The organism is Paenibacillus sp. J22P143 (assembly GCF_059692035.1).
In genome coordinates, this window is the sequence record NZ_JCAUAQ010000024.1 from 72,999 (window position 1) to 94,142 (window position 21,144).

Here is a 21,144-nt window from a genome sequence, read left to right on the forward strand (position 1 = left end):
GCTAGTTTCCATAATTAAGGAAGCTCGAATGCGCCTAAATATGCTAAAATAGCTACATATACATGGGAGTTCGACAAGTTATCATCAGGGGGAACGGCTATGAAACGACTACTAGCAGTCAGTGATATCCACGGCTGTGTGGATGAGTTTAAGGAATTACTAGATCAAGTAAAGTTCAATGCGGAAGAGGATCAGCTTGTTTTGCTAGGAGACTATGTAGATCGAGGACCTGCCAGCCGGGAGGTTGTGGAGCATGTGATGTTCTTGGTGCGTGAAAAGGGTGCGATTGCTCTCAAAGGGAACCATGATCAACGCTTTTTGGAAGTGATGGGCGAGACGGATGCCTTAACGGAAATGAAGTTTTTTGAGCATGGCGGCATTCAGACGTTTCAAAGCTTTAGCGGTGTCAGAGACTTTGATTTGAAAGCAGCGAAAGAGCGCATTCGGGCGAATTGCAGCCAGCATCTTGCATTTTTACGGGAGCTGCCGCTGTATTACGAGAATGACACGCATATTTTTGTCCATGCAGGGCTAAATCCGGCTTATGCAGACTGGAAAACACAGCCGGAGCGTGACTTTATTTGGATTCGCGCGCCATTCGTACAGCAGAGAACAGTTGTGAAGAAGCATGTCGTATTCGGGCATACGACGACCAAGGATATTCATGGGAAAGCAGATGTGTGGTTTGATACGGACAAAATCGGGATCGATGGCGGCTGTGCTTATGGTCTACAGCTGAATCTTCTGGAAATTAAGGGGAAGAATCAATACAAAACGTATTCCGTTGCTTCGAAGGGCAGTTGGAAATAAGGAGCAAGAAATATCAAGAAGCGTAGTTCTGGATGGCGTAAACTGTGATTATCAAGCTGAAGGGGGCAAACGATGGACACCAATTATGAGACGCGGATTCAGATGACGCTGGATCATATTGAGGAACATCTATCGGGACCGCTGTCCGTTGAGTGCTTAGCCGAGGTAGCCTGCTTCTCAGCCTTCCATTTCCATCGCGTTTTTCAAACCATGGTGGGGGACGCGGTGATGGAATATGTTCGCAAACGAAGATTAGCGAGAGCGGCTTATCAAATCGCACATACGGAGCAGAAGTTGATCGATATCGCCCTTGACAATGGCTTCCAATCCCCTGAGAATTTCACACGGGCATTCAAAAAGGTGTTTGAACGTACCCCGCTTGCCTATCGCAAGCAAGGCATACGGCCACCTAGCTATCTCAAAGTGAATGTGCTGGATCGGAAATTTAATCCCTATTTAGGAGGAATACGTATGGACTACGCATTGAAAACGAAGCCTGGGTTTAAGTTGATTGGGTATGAATTGAAGACCTCGTGCAAAGAGGGTCAAAATCACCGCGATATCCCGGCTTTCTGGCAGAAGTATCTCGGGGAGAGTATGGGGGAACAGATCCCTAATCGCGTCTATACGGAGTCGTGTGTTGAACTGGGGATCTGTGCGGATTTTGACTTGGGGAGCGGGGACTTAACCTACATCATTGGGATGGAGGCTACGGACTTTGAGAACGTACCTGCGAATATGGTATGCCGCGAGTTTCCTGGAGCGGAGTATGCTGTCTTTACGACACCGAAGGTGACGATGGATCAGTTCTCGGCATCGATTCAAAGCACGTGGCATACGATTTTCACCGAGTGGTTCCCTCATTCGGGGTATGAGCATGCGGGAAGCGCGGAGTTCGAATACTATGATGAGCGCTGTCATGCCAACCTGCATGAGCTGGTTGAGATGGATATTTATATTCCGATCAAGGCGAAGTAGGCTTTGTAATAAATGAGGTATCATTTGTCACGCAAATGACATCTGAATTTCATCTCGCTTTAAGGTTCGGAGCCTATAATGAAATTCGACCCCCTTTTAAATATATATACCTTAAGACCCGCGGCCCGTTGCTGTGGGTCTCTTTTTTTGAAGAGTGGGAAGGTGAGTTAAAAAAAGGATAAAGCGCCGAGTAGTATTGACTGACATTTTAATGATATAATATTGTCAGAATAATGTCATTTCGAAAGGGGTTGTAAAGTATGAATATCAAGCCCTCCACTACAATACGGCAGGATTACAATGGGTTTTCAAAATACTGCCATGAGCTAGACGAGCCAGTGGTTATAACACGTAACGGGGAAGCCGATTTAGTGGTTATGAGTCATGAGGCATATCGGCGAATGGAAGCTCGCATTAAACTACAGTCAAAGCTTCTGATTGCTGAAAAGCAGGTAGCCGAAGGGGCAGAATTACTTAATCATGACCAAGTAATAGCAAGGATGCGGAGGAAGATTAATGCCGCTAAAGGATAAGATCAAATATTCTCCTGTAGCCGTAGATGATATGGATGAAATATTTTCGTATATTTCCCAAGATCATATTTCCGCTGCGGAAAGCATGCTGGAGAATTTAGATCGTCATATAGCTGGATTAGTAGATTTCCCTAATATGGGCTCTGTATTGTCAGATGAGGAATACACACTCATAGAGCGTGGCTATCGATTTATCGTCGTGAATCCGTATTTGGTCTTCTATCGGATCTTTGACGACACTGTAGTCATCCATCGTATTTTGCATGGACGTAGAGATTATCTTCGTGAATTGTTTGGCTCGTTTGAATAGAGTAGGGTTTGCCTAACTAAAAAAGCGTGAGGGCCTTTTGGCTCTCACGCTTTTTATTTAAACCCATTCCCGTTCTCGTACACGCGAGCTTCTCACAACCACGAATATCGCCATCACGAGGAAGATAAGCGGCAAGATCGAGGTGCGCATACCTTCGTAAGAACGGATGTGGGTAAGCATAGCGCCAGCCATAATCATGGCGATGACACCCGCGGAGAGGAGCGCAATCCGCGGGTGCCACAGGCCGATGATGAGCCCGATGCCGGCAATAAATTCGACGGCACCGATGATGTACATGACACTTACGCTGTACCCGTAGGTCGACGTGAAGATGGCCTTTTGTAGATCATGGGTAGACAGTTTCAAAATCCCGAACATGACATACGCTGCCGCCAACAAGATTTGAATGATGCGAGTCGTCCATGTCACTGCCAGAGCACCTCTGTTTGTTGAAATTGGTTACGTTATCTTGTGCAACTTCACCAATTTCATTCAGACGCGCCGTTACTTAAAAAGAAACCGCCAGATAGCTCAATGAGCCGACCTCATAGCTGCGGTGAATGATCTCGACAGGTCGCTGCGGGTCGCCGCTGCCCATCGCGATGTAAAGCGGGATGAAATGCTCGGGGCGCGGCACGGCCATCTTCGCATTGGGGGCTTCCGCGGCGTAGTTGAACAACGCCTCCAGGTTCTGAGCTTGCATATTCGCAGCAAGCCAATCGTCAAAAGCTATCGCCCAAGCATCCGGCTCGGTGGCGTTCCAGTTCAACGCGCGCAGGTTGTGTACGGTAGCGCCGCTGCCGACGATCAGGATATCTTCCTGATCCAGTCCGCGCAGAGCTTCGCCGATCCGATATTGCTCCGCAGGCGGAAGGTAAGGATTCACGGACACCTGAATGACGGGACATTCAGGTGTAGGAAACATCCTTAACAGCGGCACCCACGAGCCGTGGTCTAGACCGCGCGTGCTATCCAGCTGAACCGGGATACCTTTCGCTTGAAAGCGCTCTGCGATAGATTGAGCCAGTGCAACGTCACCTTTGGCGGGATATTTCAGTTGAAACAGCTCATCGGGAAAGCCGCGGAAATCGTAAATTGTTTCGTATACGTCATTCGTGGATGAGATGGTGAGCACTTCTGTTTCCCAATGAGCGGTGAAGATGACAATGGCTTTGGGTGACAGCTTCGAACCGTAATCGAGCAGAAATTGCGTACAAGCGGTATCCTGAAGAGCCATCATCGGTGAACCGTGCCCAACAAAAATCGGTGAAATCATATCGCACAACTCCTTATTTATCACAACTGTTTACTTAAATATATTTAATTACTTTATGTAACCAATAATACGATTATGAAGTGTCTCCGTCAAGTAAGTAAATTACTTTTTGTAAGTTTTAGCAGTTCTTGAAACTAATTATATCTTGAAATCTGATTGGGCAAATTTTCAAACTACATTTAAAGTCCTCATAAGCCACTACATGGACTTGGGTCCTAGTCGTTAGGTACGGATGCGGTTAGAGCCTAGCTCGAGAAAAGGTGATGGCATCATCTTATTTCGGGCTTTTTGATATTCTTGCTATAAATAAAGTGATGGCGTACCGCTATTGTGATAAAACCTGAGGAAACATCAACTTTTAGCGTTGTTAGCGTTATCGCGTAACGCTAATTTGCAAATGGGTGTCCCTTGGTGACGAATAGCGTTATCTTGTAATGTTATCTAAAGCCACTATATAGCATTGGGTCCTAGTCGATAGGTATGGATGCGTTTCTAGCCAATCCAGCTAAATTAAATACATTTTTTCAGCGGTGTTAGTCCCTTCGCATGGGCTTCGCTACTAGTCAAAAAGCCGCCAAACGGCGGCTAAATGAAAAGAGCCTCCCCATGGAGGCTCCATATCAGCAACAGCGAGGAACCAGCGCACCTCCAGAAACGGGGGACAAATGGCAAACACACAACCTTAGTTATCAGGATCCACAACCTCAAGACGAGAAAACGTAAGATCAGTTGCATCATCATCCTGCTCGACGAATCGTTTGAGCACATTGAGCTTGTTTTCCCAATAGCGCTCGTAATATGCTAGCCACCGTTTAAGCTCCATGAGCGGCTCGGCCTCCAATCGGTATCGAGTCTCGCGGCCAACCTTGCGTTCCTTCACGAGGCCGGCATCGGCAAGAATGCGAAGGTGCTTTGACACCGCTGTGCGGCTCATCGGAAAATGACTGGAGATAACAGTGACAGGCATTTCCTCTTCACCGAGCAGCTGAAGCACTTGGCGACGCGTGGGATCGGCGATGGCCTGAAAGACGTCATGCTTCTGCGAGGGAATAGCCATCTTAGGCCTCGATGTAAGCAGTGAGTCGTTGGACGATGCCTGCCCAGCCTTGTGCCATCGTTTCACGAACTGTATCATGCGGTTGCCCGAATTCGGTAACCTTATCAATATCCCATCCACCGTGGGTGAGGGTGAATTCTGTTTTGCCATCTAGATCCGACAATTCGAAGGATAAGAACCAATCTTTCCCCCAGGAAAAAGATAAACGATTCGGGGGATCAAGCTCCGTAACTTTACACGGTGATTTGCCGAAAGGGCCAGCTTCCAAATGAAATTCATAGCCGATTTCCGGCATGAAATTATTCGGCATGAACCACACAGCGATACCTTCAGAAGTCGCTACGGCATTCCAAACTTTTTGAATAGGCGCATTAAAAACGAGTGTTTGTTTAATATCGGGCAGGGATTGGATTTGATTTTCCATAGTAAAAGGCCTCCAGTTGGTTAGTTATTTACTTTTTACAATACTCCACTTAGTTTTCCCGCAAAACTACTTTTCCATCGGCCCCTTTAACGCGGAACCATTTGGTTACATGTTCTATTATATGAAACCATTTGGTTTCGTGTCAAGGTGGACGTCAAAGCGTAACTTTTGGGCAATATGGAATATTTTAAGCGGAACTGCTCAGAATAAAGGAAAGCTCTAGGTGGAGGGAATCGCGCATGGCCATATGGGATCGTTTATTATTTTCCTTTTCACGAAAAATGGACAGAGGACCTAAACGGTTTGAGATACCTGCTCTAGATGACCTGACCGACAGCAACGAGCCGTTGTCATTAGCTCATATCCTATACCAATTTGAAGATTGCATCGATGTGTTCCATCGAAACATTCCGAATATCCAAGTTGATTTTGTCTATTTCCCGCATCTCATTGATCACACACAATTGTCTCGGGAAGTGATAGATCCATTATCTAATTTACAAACAGATGATCTGAGCTCCATTTTGGAGCAGTCTCAATTTGAAGAAGCGGATGACCCTAAAAAGATTGTCATCGGAATCTTGTCGGGGCAAGTTGCTATTTTTCATGATGAGAAGGTGTACCTCGTTTTTGTGTATGGACCTCAAGCGAGGGGGGTGGAGCAGTCCGAAACCGAGAGCGTTATCACGGGGCCGCATGATTCATTTACAGAAACAGCGGGCACGAATCTCTCCTTAGTTCGAAGACGGGTAATAAGCTCTCATTTGAAGGTTGTCAAGCTAGAAGTTGGTGAAATTACCAAAACTGTGGTATTCATCCTGTACCTCAAAGGCATTGTGAACATGGACCTGGTAGACGAGTTTGTTCGCCGTGTTCGAGGGATCGAAGTGGATGCGATCTATGATGGCAATATGTTTACACAGCATATCGATGATTTTCCGAATTCGCTATTTCCACAATTCTTACTTACGGAGCGCCCGGATACCGCAGTTTCCAAATTAATTTCAGGCAAGATTCTTGCCATCATCGATGGAAGTCCGGCAGTGGTGAGCGGTCCGACGAGTTTCTTCGACTTTTTCTCCTCGGCGGATGATTATTATCAGAGATGGACGATTGGAACCGCGACAAGGCTGCTTCGATTTATGGCATTCGTGATGGCGATATCTTTCACGGCTATTTATGTGTCGGTAACCACGTTTCATTATGAAATGATCCCAGAGGCTTTGCTCTTAACTTTGAGGGAGTCGCGAAGCAGGGTGCCCTTTCCTCCTGTGTATGAAGCGATGCTGATGGAAGTTACGATTGAGCTATTGAGAGAAGCTGGGGCGCGTCTGCCGACCAAAATTGGGCAAACGATCGGTATCGTAGGCGGTATTGTGATCGGCCAAGCAGCCGTACAAGCCGGCCTCACGAGTAACATACTCATTATTGCTGTCGCCTCTTCCGCGATATCTTCCTTCGTCATTCCTAGTTATGTGATGAGTGCTTCCATTCGTCTTATTCGTTTTTGTTTAATTTTGCTGGCAGGCATTTGGGGGAATTTCGGGCTCATGATGGGGATTGGCTTCATTGTGATCCATTTATGCGGGTTAACCAGTTTGGGTACTTCTTATATCACGCCAATTGCACCAGTGAATTGGCGTGATTGGAAGGATGTGTTCATCCGCGGTCCCTTCTCGATACTGACATCACGTCCTAATCAAGTGAAAACGGAAAATTCGACGAAGAACAAAATGAGAAAATAAGGATGATCCGAGCGTGAAAGAGAAGCTGAACAGTTTCCATATCTTCATTTTGATTCCTATGATACAGATAGGAGTTGGGATCTTTTCCCTGCCTCGGGTTGCTGCCGATTATTTTGGCTATAACGGTTGGCTCATGCTCTTCATCATAGCTGGTGTAGTTGCGTTTAATATTTATTTGATGTGGATCGTTTGGAAGATGGGGAAGGGTGAAAGTGTATACGCGATCTTTGAGAGATATCTACCGAAGTGGATCGTATATCCGATGTATGTCATTATGTCGCTTTCGTGGTCCATGTCAGCTAGTTTAGTTACTAAAATATATGTGCTGATTTTCCAAGTCACGTCATTCCCTAGTGCGAATCCAATGGTTTTCATGTTTGCGATGAGTGTCCTAGCCTATGTGTTAGTTATCAAAGGCATCTATACGATTACGAAGGCAAGTACGGTCTTCTTCTTTTTAGTGTTTTGGATGATGTTCCTGGAGCTCTTCTTTTTTAATGATCTGAAATTAGCAAGATACACGCATTATGTTTTCAAGGAGGGGAAAGAATTCTGGAAAGGCTCCGTGAACTTGTACAGCTCTTTCCAGGGGTATGAGTTTTGTTTACTGTTGTTTCCCTTTATTCAGCCTAAGACGAGATTTTTCACGGCGGTACAGTTAGGTAATGTGTTTACCTTCGCAGTTTATCTGAGCGTTACCGTCATTTGTTTCGGATTTTATAGCTTGCAGCAACTCAAGCTCATTATGTTTCCCTTCCTCGATCTGCTCGCTTACATTAAATTTCCTTTTATGGAGAGAGTGGAAAATGTCCTTTTTAGTTTTTTTGTATTCACGGTTATCATTACAATTGTGATGTATCATTGGGCTGCGAGCTTGAACATGCAACAGATTTTCAAGCATACGAAGGCAAATAAGATAACCTTGTATGTGATGGGGACGACCTATCTCATCTCGTTTATTCCTAGTGTGCTGGATCAGGCGGGCAAGTGGTTATTTTACATCGGGTATGTCAATATTGCTCTGTCTTTCTGCTTACCGATCAGCTTAATTGTTATTCTTTCTATTCAAAGGTGGCGAAAACAGCTTGCTTAAACTTCGGTTCGGATGGCTGATCATTAGTATGTTGCTCCTACTGTCAGGTTGTGGCAATGACCAACGCATTCTGGAGAAAATCGGGTTAACGGATACGACTGCTTTCGATATAATGCCTGGGGAAATGCTCAGGGTAACCAATAGCATCCCGTTGTCTGCGACTGCCTCCAAAGGAGGGCGAGAAGTGTTGACTTCTATTTCCCATAGCAGTAAAAGTGCAAAGGTCGACCTATCTAGACAAACACAGCTCATTCTGGTCAGCGGACAGTTGCGTAATGCTTTGTTCGGATTAACACTAGCTCAGCGAGGCTTCTGGGACGATATCGACACCTTAGTGAGAGATCCTTCGATTTCACCGCGGGTCAAAGTCACGGTTGTGGACGGGGAAGCACACACGATATTGCAGAAAAACTACATCAATTCCATGCTAACAGGACAGTATATTGACCGTTTGTTGGAAAGTGAGACGAAGGTACAGACGATACCTAAGGTCACTTTGTATGATTTCACAAGAGATTATTACGACGACGGTATTGATCCGGTTGCCCCCATTATTAAGGATGGCGGAGATCATGTTGAGGTCGAGGGGATTGCCCTTTTTCGGGACGATCGTTATCGTATGAAGATCGCTGCGAAAGAATCGATTTATTTTGCCATGCTGCGCGGGGACTTCAAATTAGGCTCGTTACCCCTTCTTCTCAATAAAGAAAATGAGGCTAAAGAGCTTGCATTGTTGGACTCTATCATTAGCAAAAGGCATGTTAAAGCATCTCGATCGGGAACTGGCTCTTTTGAAGTAGATTTTGATATCTCGGTTAGCGGCGCTATTCTGGAGTACATCGGAGATTTGAAAATCAGTAAGGAAGAGGAGCTTGATGCACTCGAGTCCAAAATTTCAGAGAAAATTAGCGCGCAGATGGAAAAGCTGCTGAAGGATATGCAGAAGCATAAGGTGGATAGCATCGGGTTGGGGGGCGTTATCAAGAATATTGTTCCCTATAAGGAATGGAAAGCTATGGACTGGCGCGAGGTGTACCCCGAAGTAGAAATTCATTGTACAGCGAAAGTGAAAATCAAGCATTATGGGAAGCTTCAGTGAATTCATAGAGAAAGCGGGGGAGAGATGACAATTGAATTCGGAGATTGAATTTGGTAGGGTATAAGTCATAGAAACTAGCAAGCTGAAGGAGTCATGGGGAAAAATGATACGATTTGCAGTTATTGGTACGAACTGGATCACAGAGGAATTCATACATGCGGCGTTCGAAACAGGAGAGTTCGATTTGACCGCAGTGTACTCCCGTACGGAAGAGAAGGCTGCGGAATTCGCGGGGAAGTTCGATGTTGTTCATCGATTCACCGATTTGAACGCATTTGCGGAAAGTGATACGTTCGATGCTGTTTATATCGCGAGTCCGAATTCCTTGCATGCGGAGTATGCCGTTCATTGTATGAAGCATGGGAAGCATGTAATTTGCGAAAAGCCTGCGGCTTCCAATAGTGCTGAACTGGCGGCAATGATTGACGCCGCGCGCAGCCATCAGGTTGTGTTCATGGAGGCGCTGTTATCCACATTGACGCCGAATTTCAAAGCTGTTCAAGCTAATGTTCATAAGCTAGGTAAAATTCGGCGATACTTCGCGAGTTACTGTCAATACTCATCTAGGTACGATGCCTATAAGCAGGGAACTGTGCTAAATGCGTTTAATCCAGCCTTCTCGAATGGCTCATTGATGGACCTGGGTGTGTATTGCATCTATCCGTTGGCAGTCCTATTCGGTGCGCCGGATCGCGTTCAAGCGAACGCGGTTATGCTTGAATCTGGGGTCGATGGCGAGGGCAGTCTTTTGCTCAGTTATGGCGAGATGGATGCGGTAATCCAGCATTCCAAAATCTCCAGTTCCTACCTGCCCACTGAAATTCAAGGTGAGCTGGCGACCATGGTGATTGATAAGATCAATCAGCCAGGGCAAGTGCAAATCCGTTACCGCGACGGTTCCGTCGAGGATCTGACGCAGGAGCAGAGTGTAAGAACGATGCGCTACGAAGCGGAGGAGTTTAGCCGACTGATCAAGCAGGGCGAGCTGGAATCTCCGACGAACTCGCATGCGAATTCGAGCGCTGCTATGGCGATCATGGATGAGGCGCGGAGACAGATTGGACTGGTGTTTCCGGCCGACCGGAAATAGGGATTATGAAGGTGACATTCGGTACATTCTTAGGCGAGGAGATATATTGAATCTACTGATCTTAAGATTGGAGTATGGTATTATGTTAATCATAAGGAGCTTAGCTCCTTTATTAAACGGATAGATGGGATTTTCTATAAGATTTCTATAAGTTTAATAAGAGAGCTAGAATCGGGGTGGGCATGGGAATGTCTCTACTGGAAAATAACAAAATAGTATTAATGTGTAAAGATGTAGAAGTATTTAATGTTAGAACGGAAGAAGTGTTAGCTAGAGAATTACTTCCTGGCATGTTTGGGAATCATCCAACCAAAGAGATATTTCTTAAGTGGATGCAAATGAGGTATTCTCAGAATACGAATACTTTTGCTAGATCTCTTAGAGCATTTACATTTGGTCAAGGGAATAGAAGGAGTATAGATTTAACCACTCACTCATTTAGTTTGTCTGATTGTTATTGGATTAAAAGAGAAGAAGATAGTCTTAGATTTGAAGATCTATCTCCCTATCATTCTAAATTCTGGACAGGTGAACCTGAATATAATGGAGAAGCAGTACCTACTTTATATGTTAATGGATTTTTGCCTAAGTATTGGAAGGATAAAGATACTTTAGTAAAGTCTAAAGATATTAAGGAAGTTTATTGCTATCGGTTAGCTGATCAATTAGGAATCCCTTGTGCATTCGTAGAGAAGTCTGAAGATGGAATAGCTGTTAGGAATTTTACGAATACGAATGTCATGTTTGAGCCTGCTAATTGTTCTGGAAGAATTCATCCGGAGGATTTTACAGATCAGGACGTTGTAAGAGAGTTGGGTTACTTCGGATTTAAAATGCTATTTTTCGATGCTCTAGTAGCTAATGGGGATAGACATGCTGGTAATTTTGGATTTCTAAGAGATACAAATACTGGGGCATATTTAGGTTCAGCACCTATGTTTGATTTCGATCATGCTTTTGAGAGTACGAATAGGGATGATATTCTTATCAGGTCTATTAGAGATCTTCAGAAAGTGATAGATGTATATCAGATTAAGGGGAACGAGATCCTGTCTTCTTTAGATCATATTTCAGATTTAGAGATAACTTTGTATATACAAGAAAGAGCTAAGAATTTACGTTATCCAGTTTAAAGTATAAATGTTGAACACAAATCAAAAACCAGTTGGGGTGCCTTCACTCCAACTGGTTTTTGAGATTGTAGGATGCTGGTATCGATCAACTATTTCAATATTTTCACAGGCCGCGCACTGCCTGACAAACGCTCAGGAGCAACAACTGAGCTCTTCAACTGCGTAGAGCGAATTTGCACCAGAAGATGGTACACAATGCCCACAATAAGCCACGTCGTACCCATCCATAAAGCATCCTTATCCAGCAGCGACAGCAGATAGCCGATGAATCCGGCACCAAGCAGCGGAAGCACAAGATATAATATTGTTTGCATCGGGGAGCGTTGGCGTTCTTTCATATACTTTTGGGCGATAACCGAGACGTTCACGAAGAAGAAGGCGGTTAATGCGCCGAAATTGACGAATTTTACGGCATTATCTAACGAGATAACGAGAGCGAGCAGCGAGACGAAGCTGACGATCACGATGTTGATAACAGGTGTGCCCAACTTCGGATGAAGGAAGGCGAACACACGCTTAGGCAGTACGTTATCGCGCCCCAACACGAAGAGGAGACGGGAAACGCTGGTAACTGACGATAGACCTTGTGTGAAGATCGCAAGAATTAAGACGGTGAGGAATACGGAGCATAGCGCTGCGCCGCCCACCATTTTCACAATTTCAAAGCCTGCAGAATCGATATGGACGAATGTCAGATGCGGATACACGAGCTGTGTTAGAAAAGACGGCACGATGTAAAGAATGCTGGCGGTGATGATGATGATCATGATGGCTCGCGGGATGGTTTTCTCGGAGTTAACCGTTTCCTCTGCCATTGTCGTCACTGTATCAAATCCTAAGAAAGAGAAGCATATAATGGAGGCGCCAGCAAGGATGGTGGAGAAAGGTACATCCGTTTGCAGAAAAGGCTGAAGCGGGTGAATATCACCAACACCGGATAAGTTACGGAAAAGGAAGAAGCAGAACACTGCGATGAAAATGATTTGAATCCAGACGAACAATTTGCTGATATTCGCAGAGAATTTGATGCCAACGATATTAATGAGACCAAGGACGATGTTAAGTCCGATGATCCACACATAAGCGGGAATGGACGGGAATTGAGCATGCAGGTAAATGCCGAAGGTTAGGCACGCGATGATGGGAGAGAAGAAGTAGTCTAGGAGCAGGGCCCATCCAACGAGAAAGCCTAGATAGGGGTGAATGCTTTTCTTGGTATAGGTGTAGGCGGAGCCAGAAGTCGGAAAAACCTTAGACATCACACGATAGCTATATGCCGTAAAAATAATGGCGATAAAAGCGAGCAAATAGGCTTGCGTCAGCATCCCACGTGCATTCTCATATGCGATCCCATATATGGAGAAATAGATCATCGGGGTCATCCAAGCGAGCCCCATGTAGACGACTTGGTACAGGCTCAGGGACCTGCGTAGTGTGACTTCTTTGGTCATAGCGGTAACACTCCCTCATCAGTGGTTATGTTGTGAACACAGAAGAGGTTTGTATGCAAAAAAGCCAAGGTGATATCTAGGTTACAGATATCTCCCGGGCTTTTATCCCTCCGTGAACACAGTCTTTAACTGTGCGTCTCCTCTTGGTCCAGACCGGGGCGGCAAGCCTTCCCGCGGAACCCTAGGGAACTTTGTATGTGATGTTTCGTTACTTATAATTAAGATGGTTAAGAATTTAATTGATGATGTTAGATATTAGCTTATCATGTAAGTTAATATAACACATTATTAGAAATGTGAGAAGTATTTTAAGTGAATTAACTAAAATCCTTAGAAGTTATTGACACGTATCATCAACGATGTTATGTTTAATAACACAAATGAATACGATTGTTTACTAGGGTTCCGCCGGTACTAACCGGGCTGGTCCGAGAGTAAACCACTCTTAAGAGAGTGACACGGAAGGATAAAAACCTGGGAGATATCACCAAGACAATGGTCTTGTGATGTCTCCCTTTTTGTTTAACCAAACAGCGAAGGAGATCGATAGCATGGGGAACATTTGGAGCAAGGACATAGGGCCAGGGGGCAAATGGTCAGGGGTAATTGGCAAAGGGAAGTTGATTCGTTTGACTGCGTTAGAAGCGGGCGCGAATGTGTCGATCCAGTTGTTCCACGCGAAGGATCTGACGGAGCGCTACAATATGCCGGATACGTTGAAGGCGCAGCATACCGCACATTTGACCCGAGGGAATGTGCTCATGAGCGATAATGGTCGTGCGATGGTGAGTATCGTGGAAGACAGCTTAGGCTGGCATGATCCGCTTAGCGGATACACGAGCCGTGCGGCAACGGATGCGAAGTACGGGGCGACGAACTATCAGGAGTTGCGCAACGATTGGTTGCGGAGCGGTCAAGAAAATTTTGCTGTTGAGCTGGTTCGCAATGGCCTGAGCATGCGGGATATGATGCCGGTTGTGAATCTATTTTCCAAAGTGGTCGTGGATGACAACGGGGATATGCGCCTCAGTCTAGATCACTGCTCAGCAGGGGCAACGGTTACGCTCCGTACTGAGCTAGATACACTAGTAGTTTTGTCCAACACGCCGAATCCACTAGATCCACGAGAGAGCTACCCTTCGGTACCAGTCAAAATCGAAGTGCTAGCCGCATCACCAGTGAATGAAGATGATTATTGCTTGAATTATCGCCCGGAGAATCGCCGAGCTTTTGAAAATACATGGGAATATCACACACTGTTAGGTTCTTAATTGAAATGACTAAACAGAGGAGGCAGGGAATATGGCTGTTTTTAATCGAGTAGAGAGCCCTCGTCAAGTGGAGGATGCGATATATAGGGAAGTGATTCAGGCAGGAGATGGCTGGATGCGCGTCCTGAAGCCAGGGCAAGTGATGCGGATCGTGGATCTGGAAGGCAATCAGGCGGCAGACACGTTGTTCTATGATGCTGAGAATCCGGAGGATCACTACAGTGCGGTTGCGACGATCACGGGGCAAAGCAACATTTACTTGAGCACAGGTTCTATTTTAAGAGCGGAATCAGGTAAGGAGTTATTGAAAATCGTAGCAGACACCTGTGGACGTCACGATACGGTCGGTGGCTCGTGCTCAGCGCAAAGCAATACAGTACGTTACTCGCACGATAAGCTGTCGATGCACAATTGTCGCGATACGTTCATGCTTCAGTTAGCTGGGCAAGACGGTGTGTATACGAAGCGCGATTTGGCGCCTAACATTAATTTCTTCATGAATGTACCTGTGACACCGGAAGGTGGTCTGAAGTTCGATGATGGCGTATCTGCACCAGGCTGTTATGTCGAAATGCAATCCATCGGTAGTTCAATGGCGCTGATCAGCAACTGTCCACAGCTCAACAACCCATGTAATGCCTATAACCCGACGCCGATTCAGGTGCTCATCTGGGATAAATAACCAAAATAAAAGGCTACGTCGTCCTCTTAGGACGATTGCTTTTATGGAGAAATATAGCCAATTTATCATGTGAAACATATACTTTCTACTATTTGAAGATAAACGCGAAGGAGTGTGGCTACGATGTTTACAAAAGTGCTGATTGCGAATCGTGGAGCGATTGCTGTACGTATCGAGCGTACATTGCGCAAATTGGGAGTTCAATCCGTGGCGGTTTATACGGCTGCTGATCAAGATAGCTTACATGTGGATGGAGCCGACGAAGCGGTTCTGATCGGTGAGGGACCGGCGAAGTCGAGTTATTTGAATACGGAGCTGATCTTGCAGACAGCGCTCGAAACCGGTGCGCAAGCGATCCATCCTGGGTACGGCTTCTTGAGTGAGAATGCGGATTTCGCCCGCGCTTGTCGCGAACATGGCATTGTATTTATCGGACCTACTCCGGAGCAGATGGAGATGTTTGGACTTAAGCATTCTGCGCGTGAAATTGCCGAAAGAGCCGGTGTGCCTATGTTGCCGGGTACTCCGCTGATCACGGAGTTGGAAGAGGCTTTAACGGAAGCTGCACGTATTGGCTACCCCGTTATTCTGAAAAGTACAGCAGGCGGCGGCGGTATCGGGATGCGTGTTTGCGCCGACGAAGCGACGCTACGTTCAGCGTATGATGGCGTACGCCATTTGGCAGAAACGAATTTCAAAAACGGAGGCATGTTCCTCGAAAAATATATCGCACGTGCTCGTCACGTGGAAGTACAAATATTCGGTAACTCCTTAGGTGAGGTAGTAACGCTCGGTGAGCGCGATTGCTCGATCCAACGCCGTAACCAGAAGGTTATTGAAGAAAGTCCAGCTCCGAACCTGTCGGATGAGGTGCGCGAGGCGATGTTTGCTTCGGCCAAACGATTGGCTGCAGAAGTTGGCTACCGCAGTGCAGGTACAGTTGAGTATCTCTACGATCCGGAAACGTGTGAGTTTTACTTCTTGGAAGTGAATACGCGTCTTCAAGTAGAGCATGGTGTGACGGAGGAAGTGCTGGGGATTGACCTCGTGGAGTGGATGGTGCGCGAAGCGGCATTGGAACTTGAGGACATTCAATCCCTAATCCGCAAGCCTGAGGGACACAGCATCCAAGCGCGGATTTACGCCGAGGATTGCCTCCAACAGTTCCGTCCGAGCGCGGGTCAGCTAGACCGTGCCGTTTTCTCAAGCGATGCGCGTAATGAGACGTGGGTGCGAGATGGTCTAACCGTAACGACACTCTATGATCCGATGCTGGCTAAAATCATAGTTCATGGCAAGGACCGCCTAGACGCGATTCATAAATTAGTAGATGCGCTGGCCGAAACGCGCATGTATGGTTTGACGACGAACCTGCAGTATGTACGTGTGCTTCTGCAAGAAGAAGCCTGCCTAAGGGGCAATGTGTACACGCAATTGCTGAATACGTTCGAGCCCACAGAGCGTGCGCTTGAAGTCGTCGATGGCGGTATTCAAACGACTGTGCAAGACTTCCCAGGCCGTATCCGCCATTGGGATGTTGGTGTGCCGCCTTGCGGACCGATGGATCCTTTATCGTTCCGTATCGGGAATAAATTGCTTGGCAATGTGGATGATGCTCCTGGTCTTGAAATGACACTGCGTGGCGGCTCCTACAAGTTCCGCAGCGATATGTGGTTCTGCGTAACAGGTGCGGATATGCAAGCGGAGCTTGACGGGGAGATGGTTGCGACGTATCGACCTGTGTTTGCGGCGAAAGGGCAAGTGCTGAGCTTCGGCGAGGCCAAAGAAGGCATGCGCACATATTTGCTGATCGGCGGCGGACTCGATATGCCGAAGATTCTGGGCAGCTCGTCCACGTTTACGTTGGGCGGCTTCGGGGGTCATGGCGGACGGGCGCTGCGCACAGGAGATGTGCTGGGTGTGAATGAAGGCGGCGCGCTTGTAAGCGGTGAGCCGACTGAGCTTGCCCCAGATCATCGCCCAGGGATGACGCGCGAATGGACGATTGGGGTCGTGCCTGGACCGCATTGTACAGGGGAATTTTTACGCACGGAGTATCTGGATCAACTGACCGAAACGAGCTGGGAAGTCCATTTCAACTCCTCGCGGACGGGGGTTCGGTTGAAAGGACCAGCTCCATTGTGGACACGTGAAGATGGCGGGGAAGCGGGACTTCACCCTTCCAATATTCACGATAACGCCTATGCGATAGGTACGCTAGATTTGACTGGGGATATGCCAATTCTGCTTGGACCAGATGGACCGAGTCTTGGCGGGTTCGTGTGTCCAGTCACGACGGCGTCAGCCGAGTTCTGGAAGCTAGGCCAATTGCACCCTGGCGATACGATCCGTTTCCACCTGCTGACACTTCCAGAAGCCGAAGCACTTCGTGATCTGCAAGAGAGCAACCTGCGTGCGATTGGCAAGGGAGATTTTGACCAATTGGTGCATGTGCAGCTGCCTGCAGTAAATGAGGAGATTACACCGGAATATCCGCGACTTTTCCATGAAGTGGAGAACCGCCGATTCCCAATTACGATCCGCTGCTGCGGGGACCAAAACTTGCTCGTTGAATACGGCGAGTTAGAGCTGGATTTGCTTCTTCGCTTCCAAGTGCAAGCTTTGATGCAGGCGATTGTCGAGAGTGGCTCGATTCCTGTGCTCGATCTAACACCAGGCATTCGCTCCTTGCAAATTCATATCGATCCATCCCAAATCACGGTGACGGAGGCGTGTCAAAAGGTCGTGGAGATCGACGCTGCTCTTCCTCCATTAGAACAGTTCCGAGTGCCTTCGCGTATTGTGCGCTTGCCTTTATCTTGGGATGACCCAGCTACACAGCTGGCGATTCAGCGTTATCAACAAGGGGTGCGTCCGGATGCACCTTGGTGCCCGAGCAACCTTGAGTTCATTGGGCGGATTAACGGATTAGACACGATAGATGAGGTTAAAAAGATTGTTTTTGAAGCCAACTACCTCGTACTGGGGTTGGGTGATGTGTATTTGGGAGCTCCTGTGGCAACACCAGTTGATCCTCGTCATCGTCTAGTAACTACGAAATACAACCCAGCGCGTACATGGACACCAGAAAATGCCGTCGGCATCGGCGGAGCTTACATGTGTGTGTATGGGATGGAAGGTCCAGGCGGATACCAGTTCGTAGGACGTACCATTCAAATGTGGAATCGTCTGCGCTCAACGGAGAGCTTTCAGGCGGGTAAACCGTGGTTGTTGAGATTTTTTGATCAAATTCAATTCTATGAAGTGAGTGCGGAAGAGCTGCTTCAGCTGCGTGAGGATTTCCCTCGTGGCCGTTATGAGGCTGACATTCAAGAGACGACTTTTGATCTAGGGGAATATCTCCAATTCCTTAGTACAATAGAAGAAAGTACGGAAACATTCCGTACCCATCAGCGGATTGCTTTTAATGAAGAGCGTGAGAGCTGGAAGGCGAAAGGATTAGCGGAATATGTCTCCGAGCAGGAGACAGGTGATGCTGCGCCGGAAGATGAGTTGCCTGCGGGAACAGTGGCTGTTCGTGGTATTATGCCAGGAAGTGTTTGGAAAGTTTTGGTGTCCGAAGGTGAGCAAGTGAAGAAGGGTGACCAACTGGCGATTCTTGAAAGTATGAAAATGGAGTTCCCGCAGCATGCGCCATGTGACGGCTTTGTTTCGATGATTGGTGTGAAGCCAGGGGATCAGGTACACGCCGGACAACTCATTCTGGGTATTGCACAATCTGCGTAAGGGAGAGGTGAAGAGGTTATGGGAGATCAAGTGGACGAGAAGCGGATTATAAGCGTTGAATTGGCAAAAGAGTTAACCATTCCTTACTTACGTGAAAAGTATGAAGCGGGTGCATGGACGCCTCAGGAAGTTATGGCGACTATTGTAGAGCGTTCCGTCGCGGACGCTGATATGAACATTTGGATTACGCCGCCGACGATGGATGCGATTCAGCCGTATTTGGATCGTTTGACATCTCTCTCTATGGCGGATGCGCCTCTATGGGGTGTACCCTTTGCGATCAAAGATAACATTGATCTAGCTGGTGTTCCGACGACGGCAGGCTGCGCGGAGTATGCCTTTACCCCGGATGAGCATGCGGGTGTCGTAGAGAGATTGATTGCGGCAGGCGCCATTCCTGTAGGCAAAACAAACCTAGATCAGTTCGCGACGGGCCTTGTTGGCGCGCGAAGCCCTTACGGCGACGCGCATAACGCGCTGCGTCCCGAGCTGATCAGCGGCGGCTCGAGCTCAGGCTCAGCCGTCAGCGTGGCCCGTGGCCAAGCGGTATTCTCGCTTGGCACGGATACAGCAGGCTCCGGCCGTGTGCCGGCAGCGCTGAATCGCCTGGTCGGCTATAAGCCGAGTCTCGGCGCATGGCCGACCAAAGGGGTCGTACCTGCCTGTGCGAGCCTCGACTGTGTCACGGTCTTTGCGCATACCCTAGCGGATGCGCTAGTCGTGGACAGCGTGGCACGTGGTGTCCACGCGGAAGATCCTTGGTCCCGCCATGTGGTGCGGAAGCCGGCTGGGTTGCCTGCTCGCGTTTGCCTGCCTCAAGGTGAACTCGGCTTTTACGGACCCTATGCGGCAGAGTATCGCGCGGCGTGGGAAGAGGCTGTTAGTCGCCTGCGGGAAGTAAGCAGTCGTGAGGGGATTCCGATTGTTGAGGCTGATGTGACTTTATTCGCGCAAGCTGCGGCGATTTTATATGAAGGTCCATGGGTAGCGGAGCGTTGGGCAGATGTAGGGCCGTTTATCGAAGCGAATCCTGGTGTGGCTTACCCTGTTACTGAGAAGATATTGCGCTCAGGCTCAGCTAGCGAGTACGATGCGGCATCGGTGTTCGTGGCGATGCATAAGCTTCAAAAGTATAAGTTAGAAGCTAGGAAGCTGCTACAGGATGCCGTGCTTGTGATGCCGACCTGCGGTGGCACTTGGACGCGTGAGCAAGTTTTAGCAGATCCGATCAGCACGAATCGCGACATGGGTCGTTACACGAACCATTGCAACCTGCTGGATCTGAGCGCGGTTGCTGTGCCTGCTGGGGATGCGGCGCCGGAGACGCCTTTTGGGATTACACTCTTTGCGTTAGCGGAAGAGGAAGGGTTGATTTGCGGGGCAGCGGAGTTGTTTGTTGCGGGCACGAGTGATGAAGTGAAGGCAGAGGTTGCTGCGGCGAGCGCCAGTGCAAGTGCAAGTTCAAGTGCGGATAGCGCCATTGCTGCGCAAACGACGCTGGTGGCGGTGTGTGGGCTGCATATGCGTGGCTACCCGCTGGAGAAACAGATGCAAGGCTGTGGAGCACGGTTCATCCGTGAGGATGAATCCGCTGCGAAGTACAGCCTTGTGAAGCTGCCAACATCCCCTGCGAAGCCGGGGATGATCAAGCAACAGCAGGGCGGCGCCGCCATTCTGCTGGAGATCTGGGAGATGCCGCTCGAGGCATTCGGCGGCTTTGCGGCAGCGATCCCGGCTCCGCTCGGGATCGGTAAGGTTGAGCTCCGGGACGGCACGGAAGTCCCGGGCTTTGTGTGTGAAGCTTACGCGGCCGTAGGCGCGGAAGATGTCACGGCGTTGCGCAGCTGGCGCAACGTGGTGCCTTTGTAAGTAGTTGTGATAGGAGCTTAAAAGAGACGACATTTCTCTAATCTTGTAGGGCGGTCGTCTTCTTTCTAGTTTTTCAAATGAGGGTTGTAATGCATGTAGATCCATGGTATATTGCTAGTCCACCATTCTTCCAGGGGGAATTCTTGTGAAATGGGGATACAGTTTAACTGTAAAAAAGAATTTCAAAAAAACACTTGCAATTAAAAAATGAACATGATATATTATCCCTCGCTGCTTCGGTAACACGGCAGTGAGCGAAAGAAATTGATCTTTGAAAACTGAACAACGAGTGAGTAAACACGAACGAGAAATCGTTCAAAAAAGAGATTGCAAAATCTCGCTAGCAACGCAAATGAGCAATTAAGCTTTCAGATATAGACAAGCAATTGTCTAGTCCCTTATGGGGCCCCTGGAAAGTAATCGGAATTCTCTTCGGAGCTTTCGCTTCACTTTGTGGGGAGATCTTTATGGAGAGTTTGATCCTGGCTCAGGACGAACGCTGGCGGCGTGCCTAATACATGCAAGTCGAGCGGGTTTATCCTTCGGGGTAAGCTAGCGGCGGACGGGTGAGTAACA

At 47.7% G+C, this 21,144-nt stretch carries 18 protein-coding genes, 1 rRNA gene and 2 riboswitches; of the genes, 14 read left to right on the top strand and 5 right to left on the bottom strand.

Going from position 1 to position 21,144, the window contains the following annotated elements:
- The first annotated feature begins 99 nt into the window (after positions 1–99).
- From AC58PQ_RS23800 to AC58PQ_RS23815, 4 genes are all read left to right on the top strand, one after another.
- Positions 100–810, top strand: a complete 711-nt coding sequence (locus AC58PQ_RS23800; RefSeq protein ID WP_497246000.1) for a metallophosphoesterase family protein — start codon at positions 100–102, stop codon at positions 808–810.
- A gap of 72 nt (positions 811–882) precedes the next feature.
- Positions 883–1,788: an effector binding domain-containing protein gene (locus tag AC58PQ_RS23805; RefSeq protein ID WP_497246002.1), complete on the top strand. Its 906-nt coding sequence runs from the start codon at positions 883–885 to the stop codon at positions 1,786–1,788.
- A 260-nt stretch (positions 1,789–2,048) separates the two neighbouring features.
- On the top strand, positions 2,049–2,321 hold the full coding sequence (locus tag AC58PQ_RS23810) for a type II toxin-antitoxin system prevent-host-death family antitoxin (RefSeq protein ID WP_497246004.1): 273 nt from the start codon (positions 2,049–2,051) through the stop codon (positions 2,319–2,321).
- Complete coding sequence (locus AC58PQ_RS23815; RefSeq protein WP_497246006.1) at positions 2,305–2,631, top strand: type II toxin-antitoxin system RelE/ParE family toxin; 327 nt, start codon at positions 2,305–2,307, stop codon at positions 2,629–2,631. Before AC58PQ_RS23810 ends, AC58PQ_RS23815 begins: the two co-directional genes overlap by 17 nt.
- Positions 2,632–2,688: 57 nt before the next feature.
- On the opposite strand, the gene AC58PQ_RS23820 is transcribed toward AC58PQ_RS23815, so the two are convergent.
- The 4 genes from AC58PQ_RS23820 to AC58PQ_RS23835 all read right to left on the bottom strand — a co-directional run bounded on the left by AC58PQ_RS23820 (position 2,689) and on the right by AC58PQ_RS23835 (position 5,388).
- Entirely contained in the window at positions 2,689–3,060 is a 372-nt protein-coding gene (locus AC58PQ_RS23820) for a DoxX family protein (RefSeq protein ID WP_497246008.1), read from the bottom strand.
- Between the two features lie 79 nt (positions 3,061–3,139).
- Positions 3,140–3,907, bottom strand: coding sequence for a DODA-type extradiol aromatic ring-opening family dioxygenase (locus AC58PQ_RS23825; RefSeq protein WP_497246010.1), 768 nt, complete (start codon positions 3,905–3,907; stop codon positions 3,140–3,142).
- Between the two features lie 682 nt (positions 3,908–4,589).
- The gene (locus tag AC58PQ_RS23830; protein ID WP_497246038.1) at positions 4,590–4,964 is read right to left on the bottom strand and encodes an ArsR/SmtB family transcription factor; all 375 of its coding nucleotides are present in this window, start codon (positions 4,962–4,964) and stop codon (positions 4,590–4,592) included.
- Position 4,965: 1 nt separating this feature from the next.
- Entirely contained in the window at positions 4,966–5,388 is a 423-nt protein-coding gene (locus AC58PQ_RS23835) for an SRPBCC family protein (protein ID WP_497246012.1), read from the bottom strand.
- A gap of 239 nt (positions 5,389–5,627) precedes the next feature.
- Here AC58PQ_RS23835 and AC58PQ_RS23840 point away from each other — a divergent pair, with 239 nt between their 5' ends.
- The 5 genes from AC58PQ_RS23840 (at position 5,628) to AC58PQ_RS23860 (ending at position 11,548) form a co-directional block, all read left to right on the top strand.
- A complete protein-coding gene (locus tag AC58PQ_RS23840; protein WP_497246014.1) occupies positions 5,628–7,133 on the top strand; it encodes a spore germination protein in 1,506 nt (501 codons plus the stop codon).
- A 13-nt stretch (positions 7,134–7,146) separates the two neighbouring features.
- Positions 7,147–8,226 carry a GerAB/ArcD/ProY family transporter gene (locus AC58PQ_RS23845; RefSeq protein ID WP_497246016.1) on the top strand — a complete coding sequence of 360 codons (1,080 nt, stop codon included), beginning with the start codon at positions 7,147–7,149 and terminating at the stop codon, positions 8,224–8,226.
- A complete protein-coding gene (locus AC58PQ_RS23850; RefSeq protein ID WP_497246018.1) occupies positions 8,219–9,325 on the top strand; it encodes a Ger(x)C family spore germination protein in 1,107 nt (368 codons plus the stop codon). Before AC58PQ_RS23845 ends, AC58PQ_RS23850 begins: the two co-directional genes overlap by 8 nt.
- Before the next feature lie 103 nt (positions 9,326–9,428).
- Positions 9,429–10,415 (top strand): Gfo/Idh/MocA family protein, encoded by a 987-nt coding sequence (locus AC58PQ_RS23855; RefSeq protein WP_497246020.1) that lies wholly within the window; start codon positions 9,429–9,431, stop codon positions 10,413–10,415.
- 188 nt (positions 10,416–10,603) lie between these two features.
- Positions 10,604–11,548 carry a hypothetical protein gene (locus AC58PQ_RS23860; RefSeq protein WP_497246022.1) on the top strand — a complete coding sequence of 315 codons (945 nt, stop codon included), beginning with the start codon at positions 10,604–10,606 and terminating at the stop codon, positions 11,546–11,548.
- Positions 11,549–11,637: 89 nt separating this feature from the next.
- On the opposite strand, the gene AC58PQ_RS23865 is transcribed toward AC58PQ_RS23860, so the two are convergent.
- Positions 11,638–12,999: an APC family permease gene (locus AC58PQ_RS23865; RefSeq protein WP_497246024.1), complete on the bottom strand. Its 1,362-nt coding sequence runs from the start codon at positions 12,997–12,999 to the stop codon at positions 11,638–11,640.
- Between the two features lie 89 nt (positions 13,000–13,088).
- Positions 13,089–13,195: riboswitch (guanidine-I (ykkC/yxkD leader) on the bottom strand.
- Positions 13,196–13,385: 190 nt separating this feature from the next.
- A riboswitch (guanidine-I (ykkC/yxkD leader) is annotated at positions 13,386–13,482 on the top strand.
- Between the two features lie 68 nt (positions 13,483–13,550).
- Between AC58PQ_RS23865 and AC58PQ_RS23870 the strand changes: the two genes are divergently transcribed.
- From AC58PQ_RS23870 to AC58PQ_RS23890, 5 genes are all read left to right on the top strand, one after another.
- A complete protein-coding gene (locus tag AC58PQ_RS23870) occupies positions 13,551–14,270 on the top strand; it encodes an urea amidolyase associated protein UAAP1 (protein ID WP_497246026.1) in 720 nt (239 codons plus the stop codon).
- Between the two features lie 31 nt (positions 14,271–14,301).
- A complete protein-coding gene (locus AC58PQ_RS23875; RefSeq protein WP_497246028.1) occupies positions 14,302–14,952 on the top strand; it encodes an urea amidolyase associated protein UAAP2 in 651 nt (216 codons plus the stop codon).
- Positions 14,953–15,075: 123 nt separating this feature from the next.
- The gene (uca, locus tag AC58PQ_RS23880) at positions 15,076–18,699 is read left to right on the top strand and encodes an urea carboxylase (RefSeq protein WP_497246030.1); all 3,624 of its coding nucleotides are present in this window, start codon (positions 15,076–15,078) and stop codon (positions 18,697–18,699) included.
- Positions 18,700–18,717: 18 nt separating this feature from the next.
- The gene (atzF, locus tag AC58PQ_RS23885) at positions 18,718–20,568 is read left to right on the top strand and encodes an allophanate hydrolase (RefSeq protein ID WP_497246032.1); all 1,851 of its coding nucleotides are present in this window, start codon (positions 18,718–18,720) and stop codon (positions 20,566–20,568) included.
- A 464-nt stretch (positions 20,569–21,032) separates the two neighbouring features.
- Positions 21,033–21,144, top strand: a 16S ribosomal RNA gene (locus AC58PQ_RS23890); the annotation flags it as partial.